Source organism: Micromonospora sp. NPDC005254 (assembly GCF_042872525.1).
Taxonomy (GTDB): domain Bacteria; phylum Actinomycetota; class Actinomycetes; order Mycobacteriales; family Micromonosporaceae; genus Micromonospora.
Map to the genome: position 1 here is coordinate 556,917 of NZ_JBIAKM010000001.1, position 22,487 is coordinate 579,403.

Sequence of the window (22,487 nt, forward strand, 5' to 3'; positions counted from 1 at the left end):
CGGGAGACTGGTAGAAATGTCGCGAATTGGACGTAAGTCGATCCCGGTACCAGCCGGCGTCGACATCACGATCGACGGGCAGACCGTCAAGGTCAAGGGCCCGAAGGGCGAGCTCCAGCACACGATCGCCGACCCGATCACGATCGAGCGTGCGGAGGACGGGCAGCTGAACGTCAACCGCCCGAACGACGAGCGCAAGGCCAAGGAGCTGCACGGCCTGAGCCGTACCCTGGTCGCCAACATGATCGTCGGCGTGACCGAGGGCTACCGCAAGAGCCTGGAGATCGCCGGCACCGGTTACCGGGTCACCGCCAAGGGTTCGGACCTCGAGTTCGCGCTCGGGTTCTCGCACCCGGTGGTCGTTCCCGCGCCGGCGGGCATCACCTTCACGGTGGAGCGGCCGACCCTGTTCCACGTGGCCGGCATCGACAAGCAGCAGGTCGGTGAGGTCGCCGCCAACATCCGGAAGATCCGTCCGCCGGAGCCCTACAAGGGCAAGGGCGTGAAGTACCAGGGCGAGGTCATCCGCCGCAAGGCCGGCAAGGCAGGTAAGAAGTAATGGGCGAGGTCATCCGCCCCAGCAACGCGAAGGCTGGAAAGGCAGGTAAGAAGTGAGCGCCACGCTGCTCAAGCGCCGCCGCGGCGTCGCCGCCAAGCGCGCCGTTGGGCGTGCGCGTCGGCACTTCCGCGTCCGCAAGAACGTCAGCGGTACGGCCGAGCGTCCGCGCCTGGTCGTCACCCGTTCGCTGCGGCACATGGTTGCCCAGATCGTCGACGACACCAAGGGCCACACCCTGGCGTCGGCGTCGACCCTGGACTCCTCGCTGCGCGGTGCGGAGGGCGACAAGAGCGCCCTCGCCGGCAAGGTGGGCGCCCTGCTCGCCGAGCGGGCCAAGGCCGCCGGCGTCTCCAAGGTCGTCTTCGACCGCGGTGGCAACCGGTACGCGGGGCGAGTCGCCGCGCTTGCCGACGCCGCCCGCGAAGCCGGGCTCGAGTTCTAACAACCCCGTCACGAGAGATAAGGAAGGCTGCTGATGCCAGGTCAACAGCGCCGTGGCGGCGGGTCCGGTGGCAACGAGGGTGGTCGCCGCGACAACCGCCGTGAGGGCGGCCGCGGAAACGCGCCCGTCGAGAAGACCCCGCACCTTGAGCGGGTCGTCGCGATCAACCGCGTCGCCAAGGTCGTGAAGGGTGGTCGTCGCTTCAGCTTCACCGCCCTGGTGATCGTGGGCGACGGCGACGGCACGGTCGGCGTGGGCTACGGAAAGGCCAAGGAGGTGCCCGCGGCGATCGCCAAGGGTGTCGAGGAGGCCAAGAAGCACTTCTTCAAGGTTCCGCGGATCGGTCAGTCGATCCCGCACCCGGTGACGGGTGAGGACGCCGCTGGCGTCGTGCTGCTCAAGCCGGCCTCGGCCGGTACGGGTGTCATCGCCGGTGGTCCGGTGCGTGCCGTGCTGGAGTGCGCCGGGATCCACGACGTGCTCTCCAAGAGCCTCGGCTCGTCGAACCCGATCAACATCGTGCACGCCACCGTGGCGGCCCTGAAGGGGCTTGAGTCCCCCGAGCAGGTCGCGGCGCGTCGTGGTCTGCCGGTGGAGGACGTCGCGCCGGCCGCCATGCTGGCGTCGCGTGCGGGGGTGGCGCGCTGATGGCACGCCTGAAGGTCACCCAGCTCCGGTCCGGTATCGGGACCAAGCACAACCAGCGTGAGTCGCTGCGTTCGCTCGGTCTCAAGCGGATCAACGACGTGGTGGTCAAGGAGGACCGGCCCGAGATCCGCGGCATGATCTTCACTGTGAGCCACCTCGTGAAGGTCGAGGAGGTCGAGTAATGACGATCAAGGTGCACCACCTGCGCCCGGCGCCCGGTTCGAAGACCGCGAAGACCCGTGTGGGTCGTGGTGAGGGTTCCAAGGGCAAGACCGCTGGTCGCGGTACGAAGGGCTCCAAGGCCCGCAAGAACATCTCGGCGGCGTTCGAGGGTGGGCAGATGCCCATCCACATGCGCCTGCCGAAGATGAAGGGCTTCAAGAACAAGTTCAAGGTGGTCTTCCAGGTGGTCAACCTGGACCGGCTCGCCGAGCTGTTCCCGAACGGCGGCCAGGTTGGCCCGCTCGAGCTGGTCGAGGCCGGCGCGGTCCGCAAGGGCCAGCCGGTCAAGGTCCTCGGCACCGGGGACCTTGGCGGGGTGGCGCTCCAGGTGTCGGCGCACGCGTTCAGCGCGTCGGCCAAGGAGAAGATCGCCGCCGCCGGTGGCTCCGCCACCGAGCTGTAAGGCGTACGACCTCGGCGCCCGTCAGTTGTGAGTAACTGGCGGGCGCCTAGGTCTGCCTGGGGCGTGTGCGCCCGGTAACATCGGATTCGGTTTATGTAGCCGGGCACACCTGCCCGGAGCGGGACAGGGCTGTTAGAGTCCCATCCCAGCCATGGATTGCGGGCACTCGCCCGTGATCCACCCCCACCCGCCAGGGATCACCGGCGGCCCGCCTCGCGCAGGAGGAAGAAGTTGCTGTCCGCCTTTCTCAGTGCGTTCCGTACGCCTGACCTGCGCAAGAAGCTGCTGTTCACAGTAGGCATCATCGCGGTCTACCGGCTGGGTGCCACGCTCCCCAGCCCGGGCGTCTCGTACGGCAACGTGCAGAAGTGCCTCGACTCCATCTCCGGGCAGACGACGGGCCCGCTGAATCTGCTCAACCTCTTCTCCGGCGGGGCGCTGCTCCAGCTCTCGGTCTTCGCGTTGGGCATCATGCCCTACATCACCGCGTCGATCATCCTGCAGCTGCTGACCGTCGTGATTCCGCGCCTGGAACAGCTCCGCAAGGAGGGCCAGGCCGGCCAGGCGAAGATCACGCAGTACACCCGCTACCTGACCCTCGGTCTCGGCGTGCTGCAGGCCTCGGCGTTCGTGGCGCTGGCCCGCTCGGGGCAGCTGTTCCAGAACCGCTGCGACCAGTTCCCGATCATCCCCGAGGGCACCGGCATCCCGGACTGGCTGACCCTGTCCATCCTGGTGATCACCATGACCGCCGGCACCGGCATGGTCATGTGGCTCGGTGAGCTGATCACCGACCGGGGCGTCGGCAACGGCATGTCCGTTCTGATCTTCACCTCGATCGCGGCCCGGCTGCCCGGCGAGGGCTGGCAGATCAAGACCAGCCAGGGCTGGGGCAAGTTCGCCCTGGTCATCGCGCTGGTTCTGGTGGTCATCACCGCGGTCACCTTCATCGAGCAGGCGCAGCGCCGGATCCCGGTGCAGTACGCCAAGCGGATGATCGGCCGGCGGATGTACGGCGGCACCTCGACCTACATCCCGCTGAAGGTCAACCAGGCGGGTGTCATCCCGGTCATCTTCGGTTCGTCGCTGCTGTATCTCCCGCAGCTGGCGCTCCAGTTCTTCGACCAGAACGACCCGGGCAAGGTCCAGGCGTGGATCCAGAACAACCTGGTCGCTCCGAACAGCCCGATCTACATCTCGGTCTACTTTCTGCTGATCATCTTCTTCACGTACTTCTACGTCTCGATCACGTTCAACCCGACCGAGGTCGCGGACAACATGAAGAAGTACGGCGGGTTCGTGCCGGGTATCCGGCCGGGCAAGCCGACGGCCGACTACCTGGACTTCATCCTCAGCCGGATCACCCTGCCGGGCGCGCTCTACCTCGGCATCATCTCCATCCTGCCGAACTTCTTCTTCATCTGGCTGGACAGCCAGCAGTACCAGAACTTCCCGTTCGGTGGCACCGCTGTGCTCATCATGGTCGGCGTCGGTCTGGAGACCGTGAAGCAGATCGAGAGCCAACTCATGCAGCGGAACTACGAAGGGTTCCTGCGGTAGATGAGACTCGTTCTGGTTGGCCCGCCGGGTGCGGGTAAGGGCACGCAGGCAGAGTTCGTCGCCGCGCACCTGTCGGTACCCAAGATCTCGACCGGAGACATCTTCCGCTCGAACGTCACCCAGGGCACGCCGCTCGGCGTCGAGGCGAAGCGTTACATGGACGCAGGCGAGCTGGTTCCGGACGAGGTCACCATCAACATGGTCCGGGACCGGCTGGCCGAGCCGGACGCCAGCGAGGGCTTTCTGCTCGACGGCTTCCCGCGGACGACTCCGCAGGCCGCCGCTCTGGACAAGCTCCTCGCCGATCTGGGCACCGCCCTGGATCTGGTCCTGGAGCTGGTGGTCGACGACGACGAGGTGATCCGGCGGCTCTCCGGCCGGCGCACCTGCCGGGGTTGCGGCAAGATCTGGCACGTCGAGTTCGACGCCACCACCCGGCCGGGCATTTGTGACCGGTGCGGCGCCGAGCTGTTCCAGCGCGACGACGACAAGCCGGAGACCATCGCCACCCGCCTGCGGGAGTACAGCGAGAAGACCGCGCCCCTGGTCGACTACTACGGCGCCCAGGGCAAGCTGGTCGGGATCGACGCCACCGGCCCGGTGGAGGACGTCACCACCCGGGCCATCGACGCCCTGCGGTCGTACGGCGGCTGAGGTTCTCCCCGCGCCGCGGCGGATAGAGTGCGAACAGCGGGGTACGCCAGACGTGCCCCGCTGAATGGCCACGAAAGGTAACCGCTCCATGCGTCGTCCCCAGCTGGACATCCAGCTGAAGACCCCTGACCAGATCGAGAAGATGCGCGCCGCCGGGCTCGTGGTCGCCGAGGCCCTGCGCCGGATGCGCGAGGCGGTGGCCCCCGGCGTGAGCACGGCGGACCTGGACGCCATCGCCGAGTCGACGATCCGCGAGGCGGGCGCCGTCCCGTCCTTCAAGGGCTACCACGGCTTCCCGGCGTCGATCTGCTCGTCGGTCAACGAGCAGATTGTGCACGCCATCCCCTCGCCGGAGCAGGTGCTCGCCGACGGCGACCTCATCTCGATCGACTGCGGCGCGGTGCTCAACGGGTGGCACGGGGACTCCGCTATCACCGTCGGGGTGGGCGACGTCGACCCGGCGCTGCTCAAGATGGCCGAGGTCGCCGAGGACGCGATGTGGGCGGGCATCGCCGCCGCAGCGCGCGGAGCGGCCAGCGGCAAGGGGCGGCTCACCGACATCTCGTACGCCGTGGAGACGGCGGTCCGCAAGGGCGGCCGGTACGGCATCGTCGACGGCTACGGTGGCCACGGCATCGGCACCGAGATGCATCAGGACCCGCACGTGCTCAACCACGGCCGGCCGGGCAAGGGGCCGCGTCTGGTCCCCGGCATGGCGCTGGCGATCGAGCCCATGATCACCATGGCGTCCCCGCGTACGGTCGAACTGGCCGACGGTTGGACGGTCGTCACCCGGGACGGTTCGGTCGCGGCGCACGTCGAGCACTCGATGGCGCTGTTGCCCGACGGCGTGTGGGTGCTCACGGCCTTCGACGGGGGCCGCGCCCGCCTGGGCGACCTGGTCACCGCCCGCCAACCCGCAGAAACCACAACCCCCTGACCCACCTCGCCGGTTGATCATGAAGTTATTGCCCTGACACGCCGGTGCGGCTGGCAATAACTTCATGATCAACCGATGTTCGAGGTCGGGCTGACTGGCGTGGCGGTGGCATGCTTGCCGGCATGGACGGGCGCGACGGGATGCGAGCCGCGGACGCGGACCGCGAGGTGGTTGCCGACCGGCTACGGGCCGCCCTCGGCGAGGGGCGGTTGGACCTGCACGAGTACGACGAGCGGGTGCAGCGGGCCTACGCGGCGCGCACGTACGCCGAGCTGGACGCCCTGCTCACCGATCTACCCCCGGTCACGCCCCCGGAGCATTCGGCCCTGCGGCCGGCCAGCGCGCCGGCTGAGCCGCCCGTCGGCCCGCTCGCGCACGGCCACGTCAATCGTTGGCTGGCCGAGGTCTGGCTGCCGTACGTGAGGGTGATCGCCATCGTGGTGACCATCTGGGGCGTGACCTCGCTGCTGAGCCAGGAACTGCTCTACTTCTGGCCGGCGTGGGTGGCCGGGCCCTGGGGCGTGGTGCTGGTGCTCCGGACGGTCGGCGGGCTGGCCGGGGGAGAGCCGCGCCGGCAGGCGATCGAGCGGGAGCGCCGGCGTGAGCGCAAGCGAGCCAAGCGTGAGCGCCGCCGGGAGCTGCGCACCGACGGGCCGGAAGACCCCGGGCCTGAAACCTGACCCACCCCGATGATCATGGACTTGGTGTCGTCGATCGCGGTGTTTCGCCTCGACAACCTCATGATCGATATTCGGTGGGGCGCGGCTCCGCGAAGATCATCCGAGGGCCGGGTGGGGGAGCGGGGGCCGACGCGAGGCTGCGGTGGGTGGCCGGTTTGGCGACGGCGCGCAGGCCGGCGTACACTTTCTGTTCGGCGCACAGCGTCCACTCCGGCATGCCCACCCTGCGCTTCGGTGGGACCTGGAGCCGCGGCTGGCGCGGGCTTCTGATCTTGGTCAGTTTCCCGTGTAAGACGTTGTGGGCCGCCCGGAGCAATCGACGTCAGGACAGCGGAGGACATGCCGAAAAAAGACGGAGCCATTGAGATCGAGGGTCGGGTCATCGAGCCCCTGCCGAACGCCATGTTCCGGGTGGAGCTCGCGAACGGCCACAAGGTGTTGGCTCACATCAGCGGCAAGATGCGGCAGCACTACATCCGCATCCTGCCGGAGGACCGGGTCGTCGTCGAACTCTCGCCGTACGACCTGACCCGCGGGCGCATCGTCTACCGCTACAAGTAGTCCTGACGTCGGCCGGGAAGTCCCGTGTCCGTCTTCGACGTCCGGTCTCGCGCATCGCGCGTCCCCGGGCCAGATGGGAAGTAAGGCAACCGTGAAGGTCAAGCCGAGCGTCAAGAGGATCTGCAACAAGTGCCGGGTTATCCGCCGGCACGGCCGGGTCATGGTCATCTGCAGCGACCCGCGCCACAAGCAGCGCCAGGGCTGACTCAGCCCGTCCGGTCGGAACACGGCCGGGTGGCGTTGGTCCGGGCAGTTCCTCAACGACACACACATCACACATGCTCGTCCCAGCCGCGAGCGGTACGCGAGACGTACTTCTTCGTGGCTGACCCCCGGTCGGAGGCCGGGGCCCGCTCGGGCAGCGACCGATCCCGGTCGCCGGCGCTACAGCGTCGGAAAGACGGGACGGCCGGTAGCGGGGTGGGACGGGTCCACACCTCCGCCACACATCACGAGGAGTACGCCCGCACATGGCACGTCTAGTCGGCGTGGATCTCCCCCGCGAGAAGCGGATGGAGATCGCGCTCACCTACATCTTCGGGGTCGGTCGCACCCGCGCCCTGGAGACACTCGCCGCCACCGGCATCTCGCCGGACAAGCGCGCTCGGGACCTCACGGACGAGGAGCTCGTGCAGCTCCGCGACCACATCGAGGGCAACTACAAGGTTGAAGGCGACCTGCGCCGCGAGGTCGCCGCTGACATCCGCCGCAAGGTCGAGATCGGCTGCTACGCCGGCATCCGGCACCGCCGGGGCCTGCCCGTGCGTGGCCAGCGGACCAAGACCAATGCACGGACCCGCAAGGGCCCGAAGCGGACCGTCGCCGGCAAGAAGAAGCCCGGCAAGAAGTAGTTCTTAACCGGATGACGGGGTCGGCCGCCGCCGAGGTAGGGCGGGCCGCAACCCAATCCGGAAAGTCAACTAGGAGCGCACAGACTTATGCCACCGAAGGCTCGTGCCGGAGCCGCTGTCAAGAAGGTCCGGCGCAAGGAACGCAAGAACGTCGCCCACGGGCAGGCGCACATCAAGAGCACCTTCAACAACACCATCGTGTCCATCACGGACCCGACCGGTGCGGTCATCTCCTGGGCCTCCGCGGGCCAGGTGGGCTTCAAGGGCTCCCGCAAGTCGACTCCGTTCGCCGCGCAGCTGGCCGCCGAGGCCGCCGCGCGTCGGGCCATGGAGCACGGCATGCGCAAGGTCGACGTGTTCGTCAAGGGCCCCGGCTCCGGCCGGGAGACCGCGATCCGTTCGCTGCAGGCCGTCGGGCTGGAGGTCGGCCAGATCGCCGACGTCACCCCGCAGCCGCACAACGGATGCCGTCCGCCTAAGCGTCGTCGGGTCTGAGAGGTAGAGAGAGATGGCTCGTTACACCGGTGCTGACTGCCGCCGTTGCCGGCGGGAGAAGATGAAGCTGTTCCTCAAGGGCAGCAAGTGCGATGGCCCGAAGTGCCCGTTCGAGTCCCGGCCGTTCCCGCCCGGGCAGCACGGCCGCGGCCGCACCAAGGAGACGGAGTACCTGCTCCAGCTCCGCGAGAAGCAGAAGGCCCGCCGCGTCTACGGCGTGCTGGAGAAGCAGTTCCGTGGCTACTACGAGGAAGCCGTTGGCAAGCAGGCCAAGACCGGTGAGGTCCTTCTGCAGATCCTCGAGTCGCGGCTGGACAACGTCGTTTACCGGGCCGGCTACGCCCACTCGCGGGACATGGCCCGCCAGCTGGTCAAGCACGGTCACTTCATGGTGAACGGCAAGAAGGTCGACATCCCGTCGTACCGCGTCAAGGAGCACGACATCATCGAGGTCCGGGGCAAGAGCAAGGAGCTCACCCCGTTCGTGGTGGCGCAGGCTCAGGCCGGTTCGAAGACGGTGCCGGCCTGGCTGGAGGCAATCCCCAGCCAGATGAAGGTGCTCGTGCACTCCCTCCCGGCCCGGCAGGTCATCGACACGCAGGTCCAGGAGCAGTTGATCGTCGAGCTCTACTCCAAGTAGTCGGGCTCGTTGCGGTGGCCCGCCCTTCGGGGCGGGCCACCGGAACAGTTTGTGTCGTGGACGTCAAATAGCGGGCGTCCTGAAAGAGAAGAGACAACATGCTCATCAGCCAGCGACCCTCCCTCTCCGAGGAGTCGATCAACGAGACCCGGTCGCGGTTCGCCATCGAGCCGCTCGAACCGGGCTTCGGCTACACCCTGGGCAACTCGCTGCGGCGCACGCTGCTGTCGTCGATCCCGGGTGCGGCGGTCACCTCGATCAAGATCGACGGCGTGCTGCACGAGTTCACCACGATCCCCGGTGTCAAGGAGGACGTGGTCGAGCTCGTCATGAACATCAAGGAGCTGTGCGTCAGCTCCGAGCACGACGAGCCGGTCAGCATGTACCTGCGCAAGCAGGGCCCGGGCGACGTGACGGCGGGCGACATCCAGCCCCCGGCCGGCGTCTCGGTGCACAACCCGGACCTCAAGCTCGCGACCCTCAACGGCAAGGGCCGGCTCGACATGGAGCTGACCGTCGAGCGGGGCCGGGGCTACGTGACGGCTGCACAGAACAAGCAGTCCGGCGCCGAGATCGGCCGCATCCCGGTCGACTCGATCTACTCGCCGGTGCTGAAGGTGACCTACCGCGTCGAGGCGACCCGCGTCGAGCAGCGCACCGACTTCGACCGGCTCATCATCGACGTCGAGACCAAGCCGTCGATGGGCCCGCGTACCGCGCTGGCCTCCGCCGGTTCGACGCTTGTGGAGCTGTTCGGGCTGGCCCGGGAGCTGGACGAGACCGCCGAGGGCATCGACATCGGGCCGTCCCCGCAGGACGCCCAGCTGGCGGCGGACCTCGCTCTGCCGATCGAGGAGCTGGACCTCACCGTCCGCTCCTACAACTGCCTCAAGCGCGAGGGCATCAACTCCGTTGGTGAGCTCATCGGGCGTACCGAGGCCGACCTCCTCGACATCCGCAACTTCGGTCAGAAGTCGATCGACGAGGTCAAGATGAAGCTCGCCGGGATGGGTCTCGGGCTGAAGGACTCGGCTCCGAACTTCGACCCGGCGCACGTCGTGGACACCTTCGGCGAGGCCGACTACGACACCGACGACTACCGCGAGACCGAGCAGCTCTAGTCCGCGCTGCCGCCACAACTGAGGAGCACCAAAAATGCCCACGCCCACCAAGGGCCCCCGCCTCGGCGGCAGCCCCTCGCACGAGCGGCTGATGCTCGCCAACCTGGCGACCGCGCTGTTCCAGCACGGCAAGATCCAGACCACCGAGACGAAGGCCCGCCGGCTGCGTCCGCTGGCCGAGCAGCTCATCACCAAGGCCAAGCGCGGTGACCTCGCCTCGCGGCGGCGGGTGCTGGGTGTCGTCAAGGACAAGGACGTTGTCTACGCCCTGTTCGACCAGATCGCGCCCCGGTACTCCAACCGCCCCGGCGGTTACACCCGGATCGTGAAGACCGGTCCGCGCAAGGGTGACAACGCGCCGATGGCCATCATCGAGCTGGTGGAGGAGCTTCAGGTCGCCGAGCCGAAGGTGAACAAGAAGACCGCCGCCCGCAAGGCCGCGCAGCAGGACAAGGTCGAGGCGCTCGCCCCGGCCGAGGAGGCCCCGCAGTCGGCCCCGGCCGACCAGGACTCCGAGGCACCGGCGTCGGCGTCCGGTGACACCGACGCCGCCCGCGAGGACAGCGACGAGGCCACCGAGAACAAGGCCTGATCAAGGGCAACGTCGGGCCCGGCACCCCCATCGGGGTGCCGGGCCCGACCCGTAACAGGAGGTACGAGGTGGACGAGCGGATCCGGCTGCGGCTGGACGTCTCGTACGACGGCGTTGGTTTCTCCGGCTGGGCGCCCCAGCCGACCCGGCGGACCGTCGCCGGGGTGCTCGTCGAGACCCTGGACCTGGTCCTCGGCGCGGGCACGGCGACCGGTCTGACCGTCGCGGGTCGCACCGACGCGGGGGTGCACGCCACCGGGCAGGTCTGCCACCTGGACCTCCCCGCCGAGGTGTGGCGGCAGCACGACGGACGGCTGCTGCGCCGGCTCGCGCGGCTGCTCCCCACCGACGTGCGGGTACGGGCGATGTCGGAGGTGCCGGCCGATTTCGACGCCCGGTTCTCGGCCACCTTCCGGCGCTACGAGTACCGGGTGACCGACGCCCCGTACGGCGCCGAGCCGCTACGCCGGCACGAGGTGCTGGCCTGGCCGCGACCGCTGGACCTGGCCGCCCTGAACGCCGCCGCGGCCGGTCTGGTCGGTGAGCACGACTTCGCCGCGTACTGCCGGCGCAAGGAGAACGCGACGACGCTGCGCGAGGTGACCCGGCTGGACTGGCGGCGCGACCCGGACGGCATCCTGGTCGCCACCGTGCAGGCCGACGCGTTCTGCCAGGCGATGGTCCGCAGCCTCGTGGGGGCGATGCTCGCGGCCGGCGACGGCCGTCGGGCGGTCCAGTGGCCGGGCAGCCTGCTCGACCGGCAGGAGCGTTCCAGCGAGGTGACGGTGGCCCCGGCGCACGGGCTCACCCTGGTCGCGGTCGGCTACCCGGCCGACCCGGCCGACTACGCCCGCCGCGCCGACCTGACCCGCCGCCTGCGCGTGCCCGTCGAGGGCTGACAACGGCGGCCGCGACCTCGTCCGCCCGTCGAGAAGGCTGACGACGGCGGCAGCGGACGACGACGGGTGTGCCACCGGTCGGCGGCACACCGGTCGGGCGGAGGCGCGGATCAGTCTCCGGGCAGTTCGCCGCTGCCGCTGCCGCTGCCGCTCTGGGTTCCGCCGCTCTCGGTCGGCGCTGCCGTTGGTTGTCCGGCCGTGCGGCTGTCGGCCCGCCGTTGCAGGACGCCTCGGCTGAGGTGCGCCTCGATCATGTCGAACAGGATCTCCCGGATCTTGGTGTCGCCGGACTTGACCGCGGCTCCGTCCGCGCGGACCACCAGCGCGTACGCCAGGTAGTGGCCCCGGACCTGCCAGCCGACCCGTGCCGGGGCGGTGGCCAGGACATCCGCGTCGTCGCCGGCGGACAGCCCCCGGAACCGGCCCTGCCGGTCGTCGAGGAGTTGCCGGATCCGGTCCCGGGCCCGTTCGGCGCTGACCTTGTCGGTGAGGTTGAACAGGCCGGCGGTGACCAGGTGGTCGCCGCCGGGAGCCCGCAACGTCGCCCGGACGACCTGGTTGCAGCCGAGCCGGACCAGCAGGTCGGCCACCTCGTCGGTGGCGGCGACGGCGCAACTGCCGCTGGAGTGCGTCTTGAGGATCTCGTAGGCGGGCTGGCCGTCGGCGAGCTTCAACTCCTTGCCGGGAAAGAGTTCCTTCGCGGTGAGCGGCGCCTGGTCGGTGTCCCGCGAGTCGAGATCCTGCCGCTGCGCGGAAGCGGACGCGGCGACGTTCGGCTGGTACGTCGGGGTGGCCTGTGGCGCCGGCTTGTTGTCCACCAGCAGCGCGGCGGCGCCCAGACCGCAGAGCGCGAGCAGGACCAGGACGGCCGCACCGCCGACCAGCACCTGCCAGAGTCGCCCGCCGCCGCGCCGCGCGGGCGGCTCCACCGGCTGGGCCGAGGTGTAGACCTGGCTGCGGGGGGCCGCGACCGGGGTGCTGACGCGGGTGACCGGCGGCGGCTGGGTCGACGGCAGCATCAGCTGGTTGGGTCGGGGCAGCGACGGAGCGGGAAACCGGGACGGTGAGGGGCCGGCCGGCGGAGGCGGACCGGCGCCGAGCACGGCCAGGTCGGAGCCGGGCTCCGGGTCCTCGAATGCGTCCTCTTCGGACTCGTACCGATACACCATGTCGCCTAGAGTAGGAGCCATTGTCCCTTTAGGGGGTAATATTGGGAAATGCGGTTGTGGGCCGTGTCGTGGCCGACCCGGGCCGGTGCGAGAATTGCCGGCGTGACCGGCGACCATTACTTCACCGCGCAGCCCGCCAGCGACGCGCCGGCGCGCGAAGTCGAGTTCTCTGTCGCCGACCGCGACTACCAGCTCGTCTCGGCCGGCGGCGTCTTCTCCGCCAGCCGCCTCGACCCCGGCACCGCGGTGCTCCTGCGCAAGGCCGAGCTGCCCGCCGCCGACACCACCGGTGACCTGCTCGACCTCGGCTGCGGGTTCGGCCCGATCGCCTGCGTGCTGGCCGACGTGGCACCGGCGAGCACCGTCTGGGCGGTCGACGTCAACGCCCGCGCCCGCGAACTGACCGCCGTCAACGCGGCCCGGATCGGCGCCGCCGACCGGGTCCGGGTCAGCGCACCGGACGACGTGCCGGCGGACCTCCGGTTCGCGCAGCTGTGGTCCAACCCGCCCATCCGCATCGGCAAGGACGAGTTGCACGAGCTGTTGCTGCGTTGGCTGCCCCGACTCGCCCCGGACGGCGTCGGCTGGCTGGTCGTCGCCCGCCACCTCGGCGGCGACTCGCTGCACCGCTGGATCGTCGACCAGGGTTGGCAGGTCGAGCGGCACGCCAGCCAGAAGGGCTTCCGGGTGCTGCGGGTCACCCGGTAATTGGATGTCCCTCCCGGCCCTCGCTGGGGCAGGATCCCGGCGTGGGATACGTGGACGTGGCAGCGGTCGGGCACATCCTGCCCGACGGTCGGGAACTCTTCGCCGACGTGTCGTTCCGGGTCGGTGAGGGCGCCAAGGTCGCCCTGGTCGGGCCGAACGGCGCGGGAAAGACGACCCTGCTGCGGATGGTCGCCGGTGACCTGCCGGTGCGTACCGGCACCGTCGCGCGGGCCGGCGGGCTGGGCGTGATGCGCCAGTTCATCGGCATGATCGGCGACGAGACGACGCTGGCCGACCTGGCGCTGTCGCTCGCCCCGCCACCGCTGCGCGACGCCGGCCGCCGGCTCGCCGAGACCGAGACGGCCATGCGGGCGGCCGAGGTCCGCGGCAAGTTCAGCAGCGCCGCCGGAAAGGCCCAGCTGGCGTACGCCGACGCGCTCGGCGCCTGGGGCGAGGCCGGCGGGTACGACGCCGAGGTGCTCTTCGACACCGTCGCGACCATCGTGCTCAACCAGCCGTGGGACGCCGTACGGGACCGGCCGGTGCGTACCCTCTCCGGCGGCCAGCAGAAGCGCTTCGCCCTGGAGTTGCTGCTGCGCGGCCCGGACGAGGTGCTGCTGCTCGACGAACCGGACAACTTCCTCGACGTGCCCGGCAAGCGCTGGCTGGAGGCGCGGCTGCGCGAGTCCACCAAGTCGGTGCTCTACGTCTCGCACGACCGCGAGCTGCTGGCCCAGAGCGCCGACCGGGTGGTGGCCGTGGAGGGCGGCAGCGCCTGGGTGCATCCCGGTGGCTTCGCCAGTTGGTACGAGGCGCGGGTGGCCCGGCACGCCCGTCTCGACGAGCTGCGCCGGCGCTGGGACGAGGAGCACCAGAAGCTGCGCGAGCTGATGCTGATGTACAAGCAGAAGGCCGCGTACAACGACGGGTTGGCCTCGCGCTACCAGGCCGCGCAGACCCGGTTGCGCAAGTTCGAGGAGGCCGGACCGCCGCCCGTACCGCCGAAGGACCAGGACATCCGGATGCGGCTGACCGGCGGGCGGACCGGCAAGCGCGCGGTCGTCTGCGACCAGCTGGAGCTGGACGGCCTGACCTTCCCCTTCGACCTGGAGATCTGGTACGGCGACCGGGTGGCGGTGCTCGGCGCCAACGGGACCGGCAAGTCGCACTTCCTGCGGCTGCTGGCCCGGGGTGGCACCGATCCCGACCCGGCGAACGGGCCGGTCGACGGGGCGGGCGGGCTCGCCCCGGTGACGCACGACGGCACCGCCCGGCTCGGCGCCCGGGTCCGCCCCGGCCACTTCTCGCAGACCCACGACCGACCGGAGTTGATGGGCAAGACGCTCGTCGAGATCCTGTGGCGGGGTGACGAGCACCGCACCGGGATGGACCGGCACGCGGCGATGGGGGTGCTCAGCCGCTACGAGCTGGCCGGGCAGGGCGACCAGCGCTTCGGCACGCTCTCCGGCGGGCAGCAGGCCCGGTTCCTGGTGCTGCTGTTGGAGCTGTCCGGCGCGACCCTGCTGCTGCTCGACGAGCCCACCGACAACCTCGACCTGGCCAGCGCCGAGGCGCTGGAAGCGGGCCTGAACGCGTTCGAGGGGACGGTGGTGGCGGTCACCCACGACCGGTGGTTCACCCGCTCCTTCGACCGGTTCGTGCTGTTCCGGGGCGACAGCGAGGTGGTGGAGACCCCGGAGCCGGTCTGGGACGTGGGCTGAGCGGTCGCCGGGCGGCGGTGCGTCCGGCCGGCATAGGGTGGATCTCGTGACTGAGATGACCTATCGCCGGCTGGGCGACTCCGGGCTCGTGGTGTCCGTCGTCGGGATCGGCTGCAACAACTTCGGCCGCAAGCTCGACCTCGATGGCACCCGCGCGGTCGTGGACGCCGCCCTGGACGTCGGGATCAACCTCTTCGACACCGCCGACATCTACGGCGAGCCGCAGGGCGGCTCCGAGGAGCTGCTCGGGCAGGCGCTCAAGGGACGCCGGGACGACGTGGTGGTGGCCACCAAGTTCGGCATGGACATGAACGGCCTCAACGGTCCGGACTTCGGCGCCCGGGGTTCGCGGCGGTACATCGCCCGCGCGGTGGAGGCGTCGCTGCGCCGGCTCGGCACCGACCACATCGACCTGTACCAGATGCACGAGCCCGACCCGGGCACCCCGATCGACGAGACCCTCGCGGCCCTCGACGATCTGGTCCGCGACGGCAAGGTCCGCTACCTCGGCAACTCCAACTTCGCCGGCTGGCAGATCGCCGACGCCGACTGGGTCGCCTCGTCCAACGGCCGGGCCCGATTCATCAGCGCGCAGAACCACTACAGCCTGCTGGAGCGGTCCGCGGAGGCCGAGGTGATCCCGGCCTGCGAGCGGTTCGGCCTCGGCATGCTGCCGTTCTTCCCGCTCGCCAACGGCCTGCTCACCGGCAAGTACAAGCGGGGCGGGCAGCCGCCGGCCGGCAGCCGGCTCTCCGGCGGTGGCCGGTACGCCGACCGGCTCGCCGCGGCCGACTGGGACACCATCGAGGCGATCGAGGCGTACGCGGCCGAGCGGGGTCTGACCATGCTCCAGGTGGCGATCGGCGGGTTGGCCGCCCAGCCGGCGGTGACCTCGGTGATCGCCGGCGCCACCACGCCCGAGCAGGTGTACGCGAACGCCGCCGCCGGCACCTGGGAGCCCAGCGACGACGACCTGGCGGCGCTGCGCGCCATCCTCTGAGCGCGGCGGGCGCGTGGTCGCCTGAACGACACCGGGCCGGGCCGCTCGTCGCGGCCCGGCCCGGTCGTTTCAGTGGCGCCGGAGCGCCGGTCGGTCAGTCGTTCGGCGTGGAGGCGCGGCGGCGGCCGAACAGCATGGCCGCCCCCATCGCCGCGGCGACCAGCACGAGGCCGGCCGCCGCGAACGGCCACCAGCCGGCGCCCGCCCCGCGGTCGCCGGTCCCGTCCGCGGTCACCGCGACCGGTCTGGGGGCCGGAGGTGACTGCGCCGCCCGGGCCTGCACCGTGGCGGTGGCCTTGCCCTGCAGCGGAGCGGGGGAGTTCACCGTCACCTTCCACGTGCCGGTGGAGAGCACCGGGCCGCTGCTGTAGAACCCTTGCCCCTCGGGCTGTGGCTCCAGCTGCACCGGCCCGACCCGCTGCCCGTCCGGGCCGGTGGCGGTGAGCACCAACCGCACCAGCTGGTCCAGCCGACGGCCATCGGTGTAGGTGGCCTGGATGGTGACCCCCTCGGCGCCGTCGCCAGCCACCGTCAGCTTGAGTTTGTCGGCCTGGGCGGCCGCCGGGGCCGCGGCGAACAGGGTCAGGGCCAGTCCGGCGAACACGGCGGCGACCACCTTGCGGATACCCGTCACGGACATCTCCTCACTACGGATGAGGGAGGCCCCTCCCCGACACCGTGGCGTCGGGGAGGGGCCTCGTCGGATCAGAGCTGGCGGCCCGGAGCGAGCCGGGTGACGTCGCCACTCAGTCGCCCGGCACCCTTGACGGGTTTGCCGTCGTTCGCCTTGACCCCGGCGTTGCTGGCGGGCGTTCCGCCGAGCCGCACCGTCATGGCGTCGGCGTCGCGGATCAGCACGTCCCGGATCTCCGCCTCGGTCACCAGCTTGGTGTCCGCGGCGAGCTTCCGGAATGCGGTCAGTTCCTTGAGCGCCTTGTTGTCGTTGCCCGCCGCCTCGGCCTTACGGACGGCGTCGAGCTTGTTCGTCAGATCCTTGTGCGCCTTGGCCGAGAGCCGCCCCGTCGCCTTGAACCGGTCCAGCAGGTTCTGCATGTCCCGGAACGAGGTGGTGACGAAGAACCGGACCGCCGAGGTCGTCGTGTTGCCGGCCTTGTCGGTCGCGGTGACGGTCAGCTCGTGCAGGCCGAGCGGCAGCTCGTACATGGCCTGCAGGGTGCCGCTGGCGTACGCCTTGCCGTCCAGTTGGCCGACCACGGTCGCGATGCCCGAGGTCGGGTCGACGGCCTGCCAGGACACCCGAACGTCCTGGCTGTCCCCGTAGAGCTGGCCGTCGGCGATACCGGAGACCAGCAGCGTCGGCTTGGTGCCGTCGATCTTCAGGATCGCCGACTTGAGCGTCTCGGCGTTGCCCGCCTTGTCGGTGGAGCGGTACAGCAGCTCGTGCTGCCCGTCACCGGTCACCTCGACCGGCTTCGAGTACGGCGTCCACGCGCCGCCATCCAGCGACCACTCGACCGTCTTGACTCCGGAACCGGCGTCGGTCGAGGTCAGCACCACCGGGATCGTCCCGTTGTGCCAGCCGGCGTCGTTCGCCGGAGCGAACGTCGCCGTGGTGACCGGCGCGGTGGCGTCGATCTTGACCGAGACGGTCTTCGTCGACTCCACGTTGCCCGCCTGGTCCGTCGAGCGGAATCGCAGCTCGTGCGCCCCGTCGCCGCTGACCGTCACCGGAGCGGTGTAGTCGGTCCAGGTGGTGGCCCCGTCCAGCTGGTACGCCGTACCGGCCAGTCCGCTGCCGCCGGCCTCGTCGGCGGCGGTCAGGGTGACCGTCACCGGCCCGGTGTACCACCCGTCGGTGGGGGTGCCGGACACCGCCGCCGTCGTCACCGGAGCGGTCTCGTCGGTGACCACCTTGGTGCTCAGCCGGAAGTAGTCGAACGAGGCCGTCTTCGACGCCGTCTGGTTGGCGCCGAGGGTGAACAGACCGACCTTCGGGGTGGCCCCGACCGCGCTGTTGGTCAGCGCCTCCAGCGTGGTCCAGGTCGTCCCGTCGGCTGAGTACGACGCCGTGAAGGTGTTGCCGCTGCGGGCCAGCCGCAGGTGCCACACCGCCGAGGTGAGGCTTGTGGCCTCCGGCTGCGGGTTCTGGACGACGCCGCCGATCTCGCTGCGGAACTCGATCCGCCGCGTCACCGTCTGGCCGGCCTGGTTGTCCGCGATGAAGTCGAACTTCAGGTAGTTGTCGTCGTCCGCCTGCACGAGCAGACCGGCCTGCTGGTACTGCTCGTTCAGCAGGCTGCCGTCGACAGTCGTCTCCAGGGTCCAGTCGCCCGAGGGCGCGGTCTGGAGGATGAAGTTCTTCGGCCCGGTGTTGCTGGTGCCGTAGATGTCACCGTTCGGCACGTCGATCCGCAACGCGCCACCGGTGACCCGGTAACCGTTCGGGTCCTCCCGCAGGATCGCGTCCCACCGGCACTTGTCCAGCGTGTCGCCGGTGAACTCGTCCGACGGGTCGATCGGGCCGGCCGGGGCGTCCGGCGTGACCTGGAACGAGTCGAAGGCCGCGTCGACCACTGGCGCCTCGGTGCCGCCGTTGAGCGCGAAGACCCCGATCCGTGGGTTGGTGATGCCGGCGAGCGCGGCCGACCGGCCGGCCGGGGTGAAGGTCTGCCCGTCGCCCGAGAAGGCCGCGGTCAGGTTCGTCCCGTCGCTGGTGATCCGCAGGTACACGGTGTCACCCGCCGGTGCGGCGGCGTTGTCGGCAGCGTCGTTGCGCGGCGTTCCGGCCGTCTCCCGGATGAACTCCACCCGCCGGCTGCCGTTGTAGAGCAGGTCCAGCTTGGCGTAGTTGTCGTCGTCGCCGTAGACCAGCAGGCCAGCCTGCTGGTAGTTGGCCGTCACCGGCAGGGTGACCTTGGTGGTCATCTCCCAGGCGCCGCTCGGAGCCGCCTGGAGCACCAGGTTGGTGGCGTCGTTGCGCGCGCCGTAGAGGTCACCGACCCCGGTCGGCAGCCGCAGCGCGCCGCCACTGACCGAGTAGAGCTGGTTCTCCCGGACCACGCTGGTCCACCGGCCCTTGTCGAGGCTGGTGCCGTTGAAGTCGTCCGAACGCGCCCCGAAGCAGGACGTGTCCGGCGCGTTCACCCGCACCGGCACCGTGGCGTACGACTTGGCGCCCTTGCTGTCGGTCACCGTGAGGGTGGCCGTGAAGGCTCCCACGCTTGTGTACGTGTGGCTGGCGTCCAGGGTGGACGCCGTACCGCCGTCACCGAAGTCCCAGGCGTACGTCAGCGGGGTGTCGCCCTCGGCGTCGGTGGCCGTGCCGTCGAAGGAGACGGTGACCGGCACGGTGCCGGTGGCCGGGGTCGCGGTGGCGGTGACCACCGGCGGCCCGTTCTCGGTGACGCCGCGGCCGACGAAGTCCATCCAGTTGACGTTGAACAGGGAACCCGTTCCGCCGTTCGGATCGCGGGCCACGAAGTACAGCGAGCCGCTCGCGGCACCGGTGACCGGCGCGCTCACGTCCGTGTACGTCTGCCACGCGCCGGTCGCCGGAACGGTGGCCGTGGCCACGACCGGTCCGTCGACGGCGCCCGCGTGGACCTCGATCCGACCGCCGGCGGCGGCCGAGGCGGCCCGGAACCGGATCTCGGTGATGTTCGTCAGGTCCGCCGGGACGATCGACCACCAGTCGCCGTCCTCGATGAACCCGATGTTCTGGCCGCCACCGGCGGTGTCGGCCCCGGTCTCCCGCTGCACGCCGGCGTCTCCGCCGCCGGTGCCGCCCGGCACCCGTCCGGTGGCCGTGAAGTACTCGGCCTGCTTCTGCTTGGGCTGCAGGATCTCGATGTCCCGGCCGGTGAGCGCGCCGGACCCGCCGGCCCCGCCCTTGTCGGTGTAGGTGGCCTCGAAGACCGCGAACACGTTCGCCTCGGCGCCGTGCCCGGAGGCGAGCGACGTCTGGACGGTGCCGGTGCAGCCGGTGTGCTGCTCCAGCGGGTGGGCGTGCTCGTCGTGACCGAGCAGCACCTGCAGGTTCACCCGGGCGCAGTCGATCTGCCCGTCCTCGGGGTCGGTCACCTTGACCGTGTAGCGGACCTGGTCACCCCAGTTGAAGAAGCCACCGTCCGGCGGGAACTCGATGCTCACCGTCGGTGCGGTGTTGCCCACGGTGACCGGCACGTTGGCCACCGCGGTACGGCCCTTCGGGTTGGTCACGGTGAGCTGGGCGGTGTAGTTGCCCGCCGTGGCGTACGTGTGCGTCGGGTTGGCCTCGGTGGAGGTCTGCCCGTCGCCGAAGGTCCAGGCGTAGGTGAGCGCGCCGCCGTCCGGGTCCCGGGAGCCGGCGCTGGAGAAGGCGACCGTCAACGGCGCCGGCCCCGAGGTCGGGTTGGCGGACGCCGCGGCGATCGGTGCGCGGTCGCCGGCGGTGTAGTCGATCCGGTAGATGCCGGAGTCGTCGTTGTTGCCGCCGAAGCCCGTGCCCCACTCGATCAGGTAGAGCGCGCCGTCCGGGCCGAACTCGAAGTCCATCGGCCGGATCATGCGCATACCGGTGAGCAGCTGGTTGATGTCCACCAACGACTTGCCGTCGGCGGTCATCTGCATCGTGTACATCTTGTTCTGGTTCCACTCGCCGAGCAGCGCCTTGCCGTCGTAGTAGGCCGGCCACTTGCGGGTGGAGTTGAGGTTGGCGTCGTACCGGTAGGCCGGACCGCCCATCGGGGCGCCACCGCCACCGATCTCCGGGTACCGCGCGTCACCGGCGTAGCCGTAGTCGACGGTGGCCGGGACGACCGGCGGGAGGTTGGTCAGGCCGGTGTTGTTGGGCGAGTTGTTCACCGGCGCGGCGCAGTCGAACTTCGGACCGCTCGGGCCGGACGGGAACGTGTAGTCGTTGTACGCCTCGTTCGTCCCGGTGCAGTACGGCCAGCCGTAGTTGCCGGGGGTCACGACGTTCCACTCGACCAGACCGCGGGGGCCCCGGTTCGGGTTGTCCGCGTTGGCGTCCGGCCCGTAGTCCCCGACGTACAGCGTGTCGGTCTTCGGGTCGGTGCCGATCCGGAACGGGTTGCGGAAGCCCATCGCGTAGATCTCGGGACGGGTCTTCTCGGTGCCCGGCGCGAAGAGGTTGCCGGTCGGAACGGTGTACGTCCCGTCGTCCTCCGGGTGGATCCGGATCACCTTGCCGCGCAGGTCGTTCGTGTTGGCGGAGGTGCGCTGCGAGTCGTAGTCCTGACGGCCCGGCCGCTCGTCGAGCGGCGAGTACGCGTTCGACTCGAACGGGTTGGTGTTGTCACCGGTGGCCAGGTAGAGGTTGCCGGCGCTGTCGAAGGTCATGCTGCCGCCGGCGTGGCAGCAGGTGTTGCGCTGGGTGTCGACCCGCAGCACCTGCTTCTCGCTCGCCGGGTCGATGGTGTCGCCGGTCACCGTGAACCGGGACAGCAGGTTGCGGGTGACGCCGTCGTTCGGGGCGTAGTAGAGATACACCCACTTGTTGGTGGCGAAGTCCGGGTCGAGCCGGATGCCGATGAGGCCGTCCTCGTTGCCGGTGAAGACGTCCAGGTCGACGGCGGTGACGGTGCTGCCGGTGTCGGGCTTGATGATCTGCACCCGGCCGTCGCGCTCGATGTAGAAGACCCGCCCGTCGGGGGCGATGTCCAGCTCCATCGGGTTGCTTGTGTTGCTGTCCAGCGTGACCTTTTCGAAGCTGGACGTCTTCGAGGCGCCGCAGTCGGCGTCGACCACGCCGGCCGCCGTCTGGATGCCGCCGAGCAGGTGCTTGAGGAACTCGGGCTCGGCGTACGACTCCCGGGTGTGCCCGCCGCCGGTGTACCAGGAGCGGCCACCGTCGAAGTCCTGGCACCACGCGGTCGGGTGGTCGGCGCCCATCGCGCCGGCGCCCGGGGTGTAGCTCTTCTCGTCCAGGCTGGCCAGCACGTGCACGTCCGGCCGGGGGTTGGTCTGGAAGTTGTACCACTCGTCGAACCGGGACCAGCGGTCCGGCAGTTCGGCGGTGGACGGGTGGGCGTGGTCCTCCACCTTGACGGTGGCCTGCTGGTTCTGCGGGTGGTTGGCGAAGTACGCGCCGACCAGGTCGCCGTACCAGGCCCAGCTGTACTCGGTGTCCGAGGCGGCGTGGACGCCGGCGTAACCGCCGCCGGCCCGCACGTAGCGCTCGAAGGCCGCCTGCTGGTCGGCGTCGAGGACGTCACCGGTGGTGGAGAGCCAGATCACGGCCTTGTACTTGGCGAGGTTGGCGTCGTTGAACGAGGCGCCGTCCTCAGTGGTGTCCACTGTGAACCCGTTCGCCGCGCCGAGCTGCTGGATGGCGGCGATGCCGGTGGGGATGGAGTCGTGCCGAAAGCCGGCGGTCTTGGAGAAGATTAGGACGGAGTAGGGGTCGGCCGCTGCGGCCTTCGGTGCCTTCGGCACCACCTGGGTGACCGGAGCCGCGGCCTGCGCGTCTCGCGGGGGGACCTGCGCCGCGGCCGGAGCCGCCTGCGCCGGCGACCCGAGCAGGGTCGTCGAGGCGAGCGCTAGGGAGAGCAGGGTAGCGGTGAGTGGTAAACGGGTACGACGAGAACGGGACACGCCGCCTCCAATGTCGCGGTGGACAGGAATCGCGGGGGCCGGCTGCCGAAGACCGTCCCGGATGGAG

23 protein-coding genes are annotated in these 22,487 nt (G+C 70.1%); 20 read left to right on the forward strand and 3 right to left on the reverse strand.

Annotated elements, in window-relative coordinates; all coding sequences use genetic code 11:
• The first annotated feature begins 16 nt into the window (after window positions 1–16).
• The 17 genes from rplF to truA all read left to right on the forward strand — a co-directional run bounded on the left by rplF (window position 17) and on the right by truA (window position 11,267).
• Window positions 17–559, forward strand: a complete 543-nt coding sequence (gene rplF, locus ACFYPR_RS02720) for a 50S ribosomal protein L6 (RefSeq protein WP_354858653.1) — start codon at window positions 17–19, stop codon at window positions 557–559.
• A 64-nt stretch (window positions 560–623) separates the two neighbouring features.
• Window positions 624–1,001 carry a 50S ribosomal protein L18 gene (gene rplR, locus ACFYPR_RS02725; protein WP_355068567.1) on the forward strand — a complete coding sequence of 126 codons (378 nt, stop codon included), beginning with the start codon at window positions 624–626 and terminating at the stop codon, window positions 999–1,001.
• Window positions 1,002–1,034: 33 nt separating this feature from the next.
• The gene (gene rpsE, locus ACFYPR_RS02730) at window positions 1,035–1,649 is read left to right on the forward strand and encodes a 30S ribosomal protein S5 (protein WP_007465263.1); all 615 of its coding nucleotides are present in this window, start codon (window positions 1,035–1,037) and stop codon (window positions 1,647–1,649) included.
• The gene (gene rpmD, locus ACFYPR_RS02735; protein ID WP_007465262.1) at window positions 1,649–1,831 is read left to right on the forward strand and encodes a 50S ribosomal protein L30; all 183 of its coding nucleotides are present in this window, start codon (window positions 1,649–1,651) and stop codon (window positions 1,829–1,831) included. Before rpsE ends, rpmD begins: the two co-directional genes overlap by 1 nt.
• Window positions 1,831–2,274, forward strand: a complete 444-nt coding sequence (rplO, locus tag ACFYPR_RS02740; RefSeq protein WP_007465260.1) for a 50S ribosomal protein L15 — start codon at window positions 1,831–1,833, stop codon at window positions 2,272–2,274. Before rpmD ends, rplO begins: the two co-directional genes overlap by 1 nt.
• A 231-nt stretch (window positions 2,275–2,505) precedes the next feature.
• Window positions 2,506–3,834, forward strand: a complete 1,329-nt coding sequence (gene secY, locus ACFYPR_RS02745; RefSeq protein WP_354858647.1) for a preprotein translocase subunit SecY — start codon at window positions 2,506–2,508, stop codon at window positions 3,832–3,834.
• Window positions 3,835–4,488: an adenylate kinase gene (locus tag ACFYPR_RS02750; protein ID WP_007465256.1), complete on the forward strand. Its 654-nt coding sequence runs from the start codon at window positions 3,835–3,837 to the stop codon at window positions 4,486–4,488.
• An 88-nt stretch (window positions 4,489–4,576) separates the two neighbouring features.
• Complete coding sequence (map, locus tag ACFYPR_RS02755; protein WP_354858645.1) at window positions 4,577–5,428, forward strand: type I methionyl aminopeptidase; 852 nt, start codon at window positions 4,577–4,579, stop codon at window positions 5,426–5,428.
• Window positions 5,429–5,550: 122 nt separating this feature from the next.
• On the forward strand, window positions 5,551–6,108 hold the full coding sequence (locus ACFYPR_RS02760; RefSeq protein ID WP_387258408.1) for a DUF1707 domain-containing protein: 558 nt from the start codon (window positions 5,551–5,553) through the stop codon (window positions 6,106–6,108).
• Between the two features lie 339 nt (window positions 6,109–6,447).
• Window positions 6,448–6,669 carry a translation initiation factor IF-1 gene (gene infA / locus ACFYPR_RS02765; RefSeq protein ID WP_007073013.1) on the forward strand — a complete coding sequence of 74 codons (222 nt, stop codon included), beginning with the start codon at window positions 6,448–6,450 and terminating at the stop codon, window positions 6,667–6,669.
• Window positions 6,670–6,760: 91 nt separating this feature from the next.
• Window positions 6,761–6,874: a 50S ribosomal protein L36 gene (rpmJ, locus tag ACFYPR_RS02770; RefSeq protein ID WP_043965539.1), complete on the forward strand. Its 114-nt coding sequence runs from the start codon at window positions 6,761–6,763 to the stop codon at window positions 6,872–6,874.
• 265 nt (window positions 6,875–7,139) lie between these two features.
• The gene (rpsM, locus tag ACFYPR_RS02775; protein WP_007465236.1) at window positions 7,140–7,520 is read left to right on the forward strand and encodes a 30S ribosomal protein S13; all 381 of its coding nucleotides are present in this window, start codon (window positions 7,140–7,142) and stop codon (window positions 7,518–7,520) included.
• An 87-nt stretch (window positions 7,521–7,607) separates the two neighbouring features.
• On the forward strand, window positions 7,608–8,015 hold the full coding sequence (gene rpsK / locus ACFYPR_RS02780) for a 30S ribosomal protein S11 (RefSeq protein ID WP_030329919.1): 408 nt from the start codon (window positions 7,608–7,610) through the stop codon (window positions 8,013–8,015).
• Between the two features lie 13 nt (window positions 8,016–8,028).
• The gene (gene rpsD, locus ACFYPR_RS02785) at window positions 8,029–8,655 is read left to right on the forward strand and encodes a 30S ribosomal protein S4 (RefSeq protein WP_354858640.1); all 627 of its coding nucleotides are present in this window, start codon (window positions 8,029–8,031) and stop codon (window positions 8,653–8,655) included.
• Between the two features lie 98 nt (window positions 8,656–8,753).
• Window positions 8,754–9,776, forward strand: a complete 1,023-nt coding sequence (locus tag ACFYPR_RS02790) for a DNA-directed RNA polymerase subunit alpha (RefSeq protein ID WP_007465227.1) — start codon at window positions 8,754–8,756, stop codon at window positions 9,774–9,776.
• Window positions 9,777–9,810: 34 nt separating this feature from the next.
• Complete coding sequence (gene rplQ / locus ACFYPR_RS02795; protein ID WP_354858638.1) at window positions 9,811–10,368, forward strand: 50S ribosomal protein L17; 558 nt, start codon at window positions 9,811–9,813, stop codon at window positions 10,366–10,368.
• A gap of 68 nt (window positions 10,369–10,436) precedes the next feature.
• Window positions 10,437–11,267, forward strand: coding sequence for a tRNA pseudouridine(38-40) synthase TruA (gene truA, locus ACFYPR_RS02800; protein WP_355068552.1), 831 nt, complete (start codon window positions 10,437–10,439; stop codon window positions 11,265–11,267).
• 110 nt (window positions 11,268–11,377) lie between these two features.
• Here the strand turns inward: truA and ACFYPR_RS02805 are convergent, their stop codons facing one another.
• Complete coding sequence (locus ACFYPR_RS02805) at window positions 11,378–12,436, reverse strand: hypothetical protein (protein WP_355068554.1); 1,059 nt, start codon at window positions 12,434–12,436, stop codon at window positions 11,378–11,380.
• A gap of 102 nt (window positions 12,437–12,538) precedes the next feature.
• Between ACFYPR_RS02805 and ACFYPR_RS02810 the strand changes: the two genes are divergently transcribed.
• The 3 genes from ACFYPR_RS02810 to ACFYPR_RS02820 are packed head-to-tail and all read left to right on the forward strand — an operon-like array spanning window position 12,539 to window position 15,865.
• Window positions 12,539–13,144 carry a methyltransferase gene (locus ACFYPR_RS02810; protein WP_354858630.1) on the forward strand — a complete coding sequence of 202 codons (606 nt, stop codon included), beginning with the start codon at window positions 12,539–12,541 and terminating at the stop codon, window positions 13,142–13,144.
• Between the two features lie 41 nt (window positions 13,145–13,185).
• Window positions 13,186–14,865, forward strand: coding sequence for an ATP-binding cassette domain-containing protein (locus ACFYPR_RS02815; protein ID WP_355068556.1), 1,680 nt, complete (start codon window positions 13,186–13,188; stop codon window positions 14,863–14,865).
• A gap of 37 nt (window positions 14,866–14,902) precedes the next feature.
• Window positions 14,903–15,865: an aldo/keto reductase gene (locus ACFYPR_RS02820; protein WP_355068558.1), complete on the forward strand. Its 963-nt coding sequence runs from the start codon at window positions 14,903–14,905 to the stop codon at window positions 15,863–15,865.
• A 94-nt stretch (window positions 15,866–15,959) separates the two neighbouring features.
• On the opposite strand, the gene ACFYPR_RS02825 is transcribed toward ACFYPR_RS02820, so the two are convergent.
• Complete coding sequence (locus ACFYPR_RS02825; protein WP_355068560.1) at window positions 15,960–16,499, reverse strand: hypothetical protein; 540 nt, start codon at window positions 16,497–16,499, stop codon at window positions 15,960–15,962.
• Between the two features lie 71 nt (window positions 16,500–16,570).
• Window positions 16,571–22,420, reverse strand: a complete 5,850-nt coding sequence (locus ACFYPR_RS02830; protein ID WP_387258411.1) for a ThuA domain-containing protein — start codon at window positions 22,418–22,420, stop codon at window positions 16,571–16,573.
• Window positions 22,421–22,487: the final 67 nt, after the last annotated feature.

Coding starts and splice junctions, on each gene's coding strand:
- rplF (WP_354858653.1), top strand. CDS start 17: ATGTCGCGAATTGGACGTAAGTCGATCCCGGTACCAGCCGGCGTCGAC.
- rpsE (WP_007465263.1), top strand. CDS start 1,035: ATGCCAGGTCAACAGCGCCGTGGCGGCGGGTCCGGTGGCAACGAGGGT.
- rpmD (WP_007465262.1), top strand. CDS start 1,649: ATGGCACGCCTGAAGGTCACCCAGCTCCGGTCCGGTATCGGGACCAAG.
- rplO (WP_007465260.1), top strand. CDS start 1,831: ATGACGATCAAGGTGCACCACCTGCGCCCGGCGCCCGGTTCGAAGACC.
- ACFYPR_RS02750 (WP_007465256.1), top strand. CDS start 3,835: ATGAGACTCGTTCTGGTTGGCCCGCCGGGTGCGGGTAAGGGCACGCAG.
- map (WP_354858645.1), top strand. CDS start 4,577: ATGCGTCGTCCCCAGCTGGACATCCAGCTGAAGACCCCTGACCAGATC.
- ACFYPR_RS02760 (WP_387258408.1), top strand. CDS start 5,551: ATGGACGGGCGCGACGGGATGCGAGCCGCGGACGCGGACCGCGAGGTG.
- infA (WP_007073013.1), top strand. CDS start 6,448: ATGCCGAAAAAAGACGGAGCCATTGAGATCGAGGGTCGGGTCATCGAG.
- rpsM (WP_007465236.1), top strand. CDS start 7,140: ATGGCACGTCTAGTCGGCGTGGATCTCCCCCGCGAGAAGCGGATGGAG.
- rpsK (WP_030329919.1), top strand. CDS start 7,608: ATGCCACCGAAGGCTCGTGCCGGAGCCGCTGTCAAGAAGGTCCGGCGC.
- rpsD (WP_354858640.1), top strand. CDS start 8,029: ATGGCTCGTTACACCGGTGCTGACTGCCGCCGTTGCCGGCGGGAGAAG.
- ACFYPR_RS02790 (WP_007465227.1), top strand. CDS start 8,754: ATGCTCATCAGCCAGCGACCCTCCCTCTCCGAGGAGTCGATCAACGAG.
- rplQ (WP_354858638.1), top strand. CDS start 9,811: ATGCCCACGCCCACCAAGGGCCCCCGCCTCGGCGGCAGCCCCTCGCAC.
- ACFYPR_RS02805 (WP_355068554.1), bottom strand. CDS start 12,436: ATGGTGTATCGGTACGAGTCCGAAGAGGACGCATTCGAGGACCCGGAG.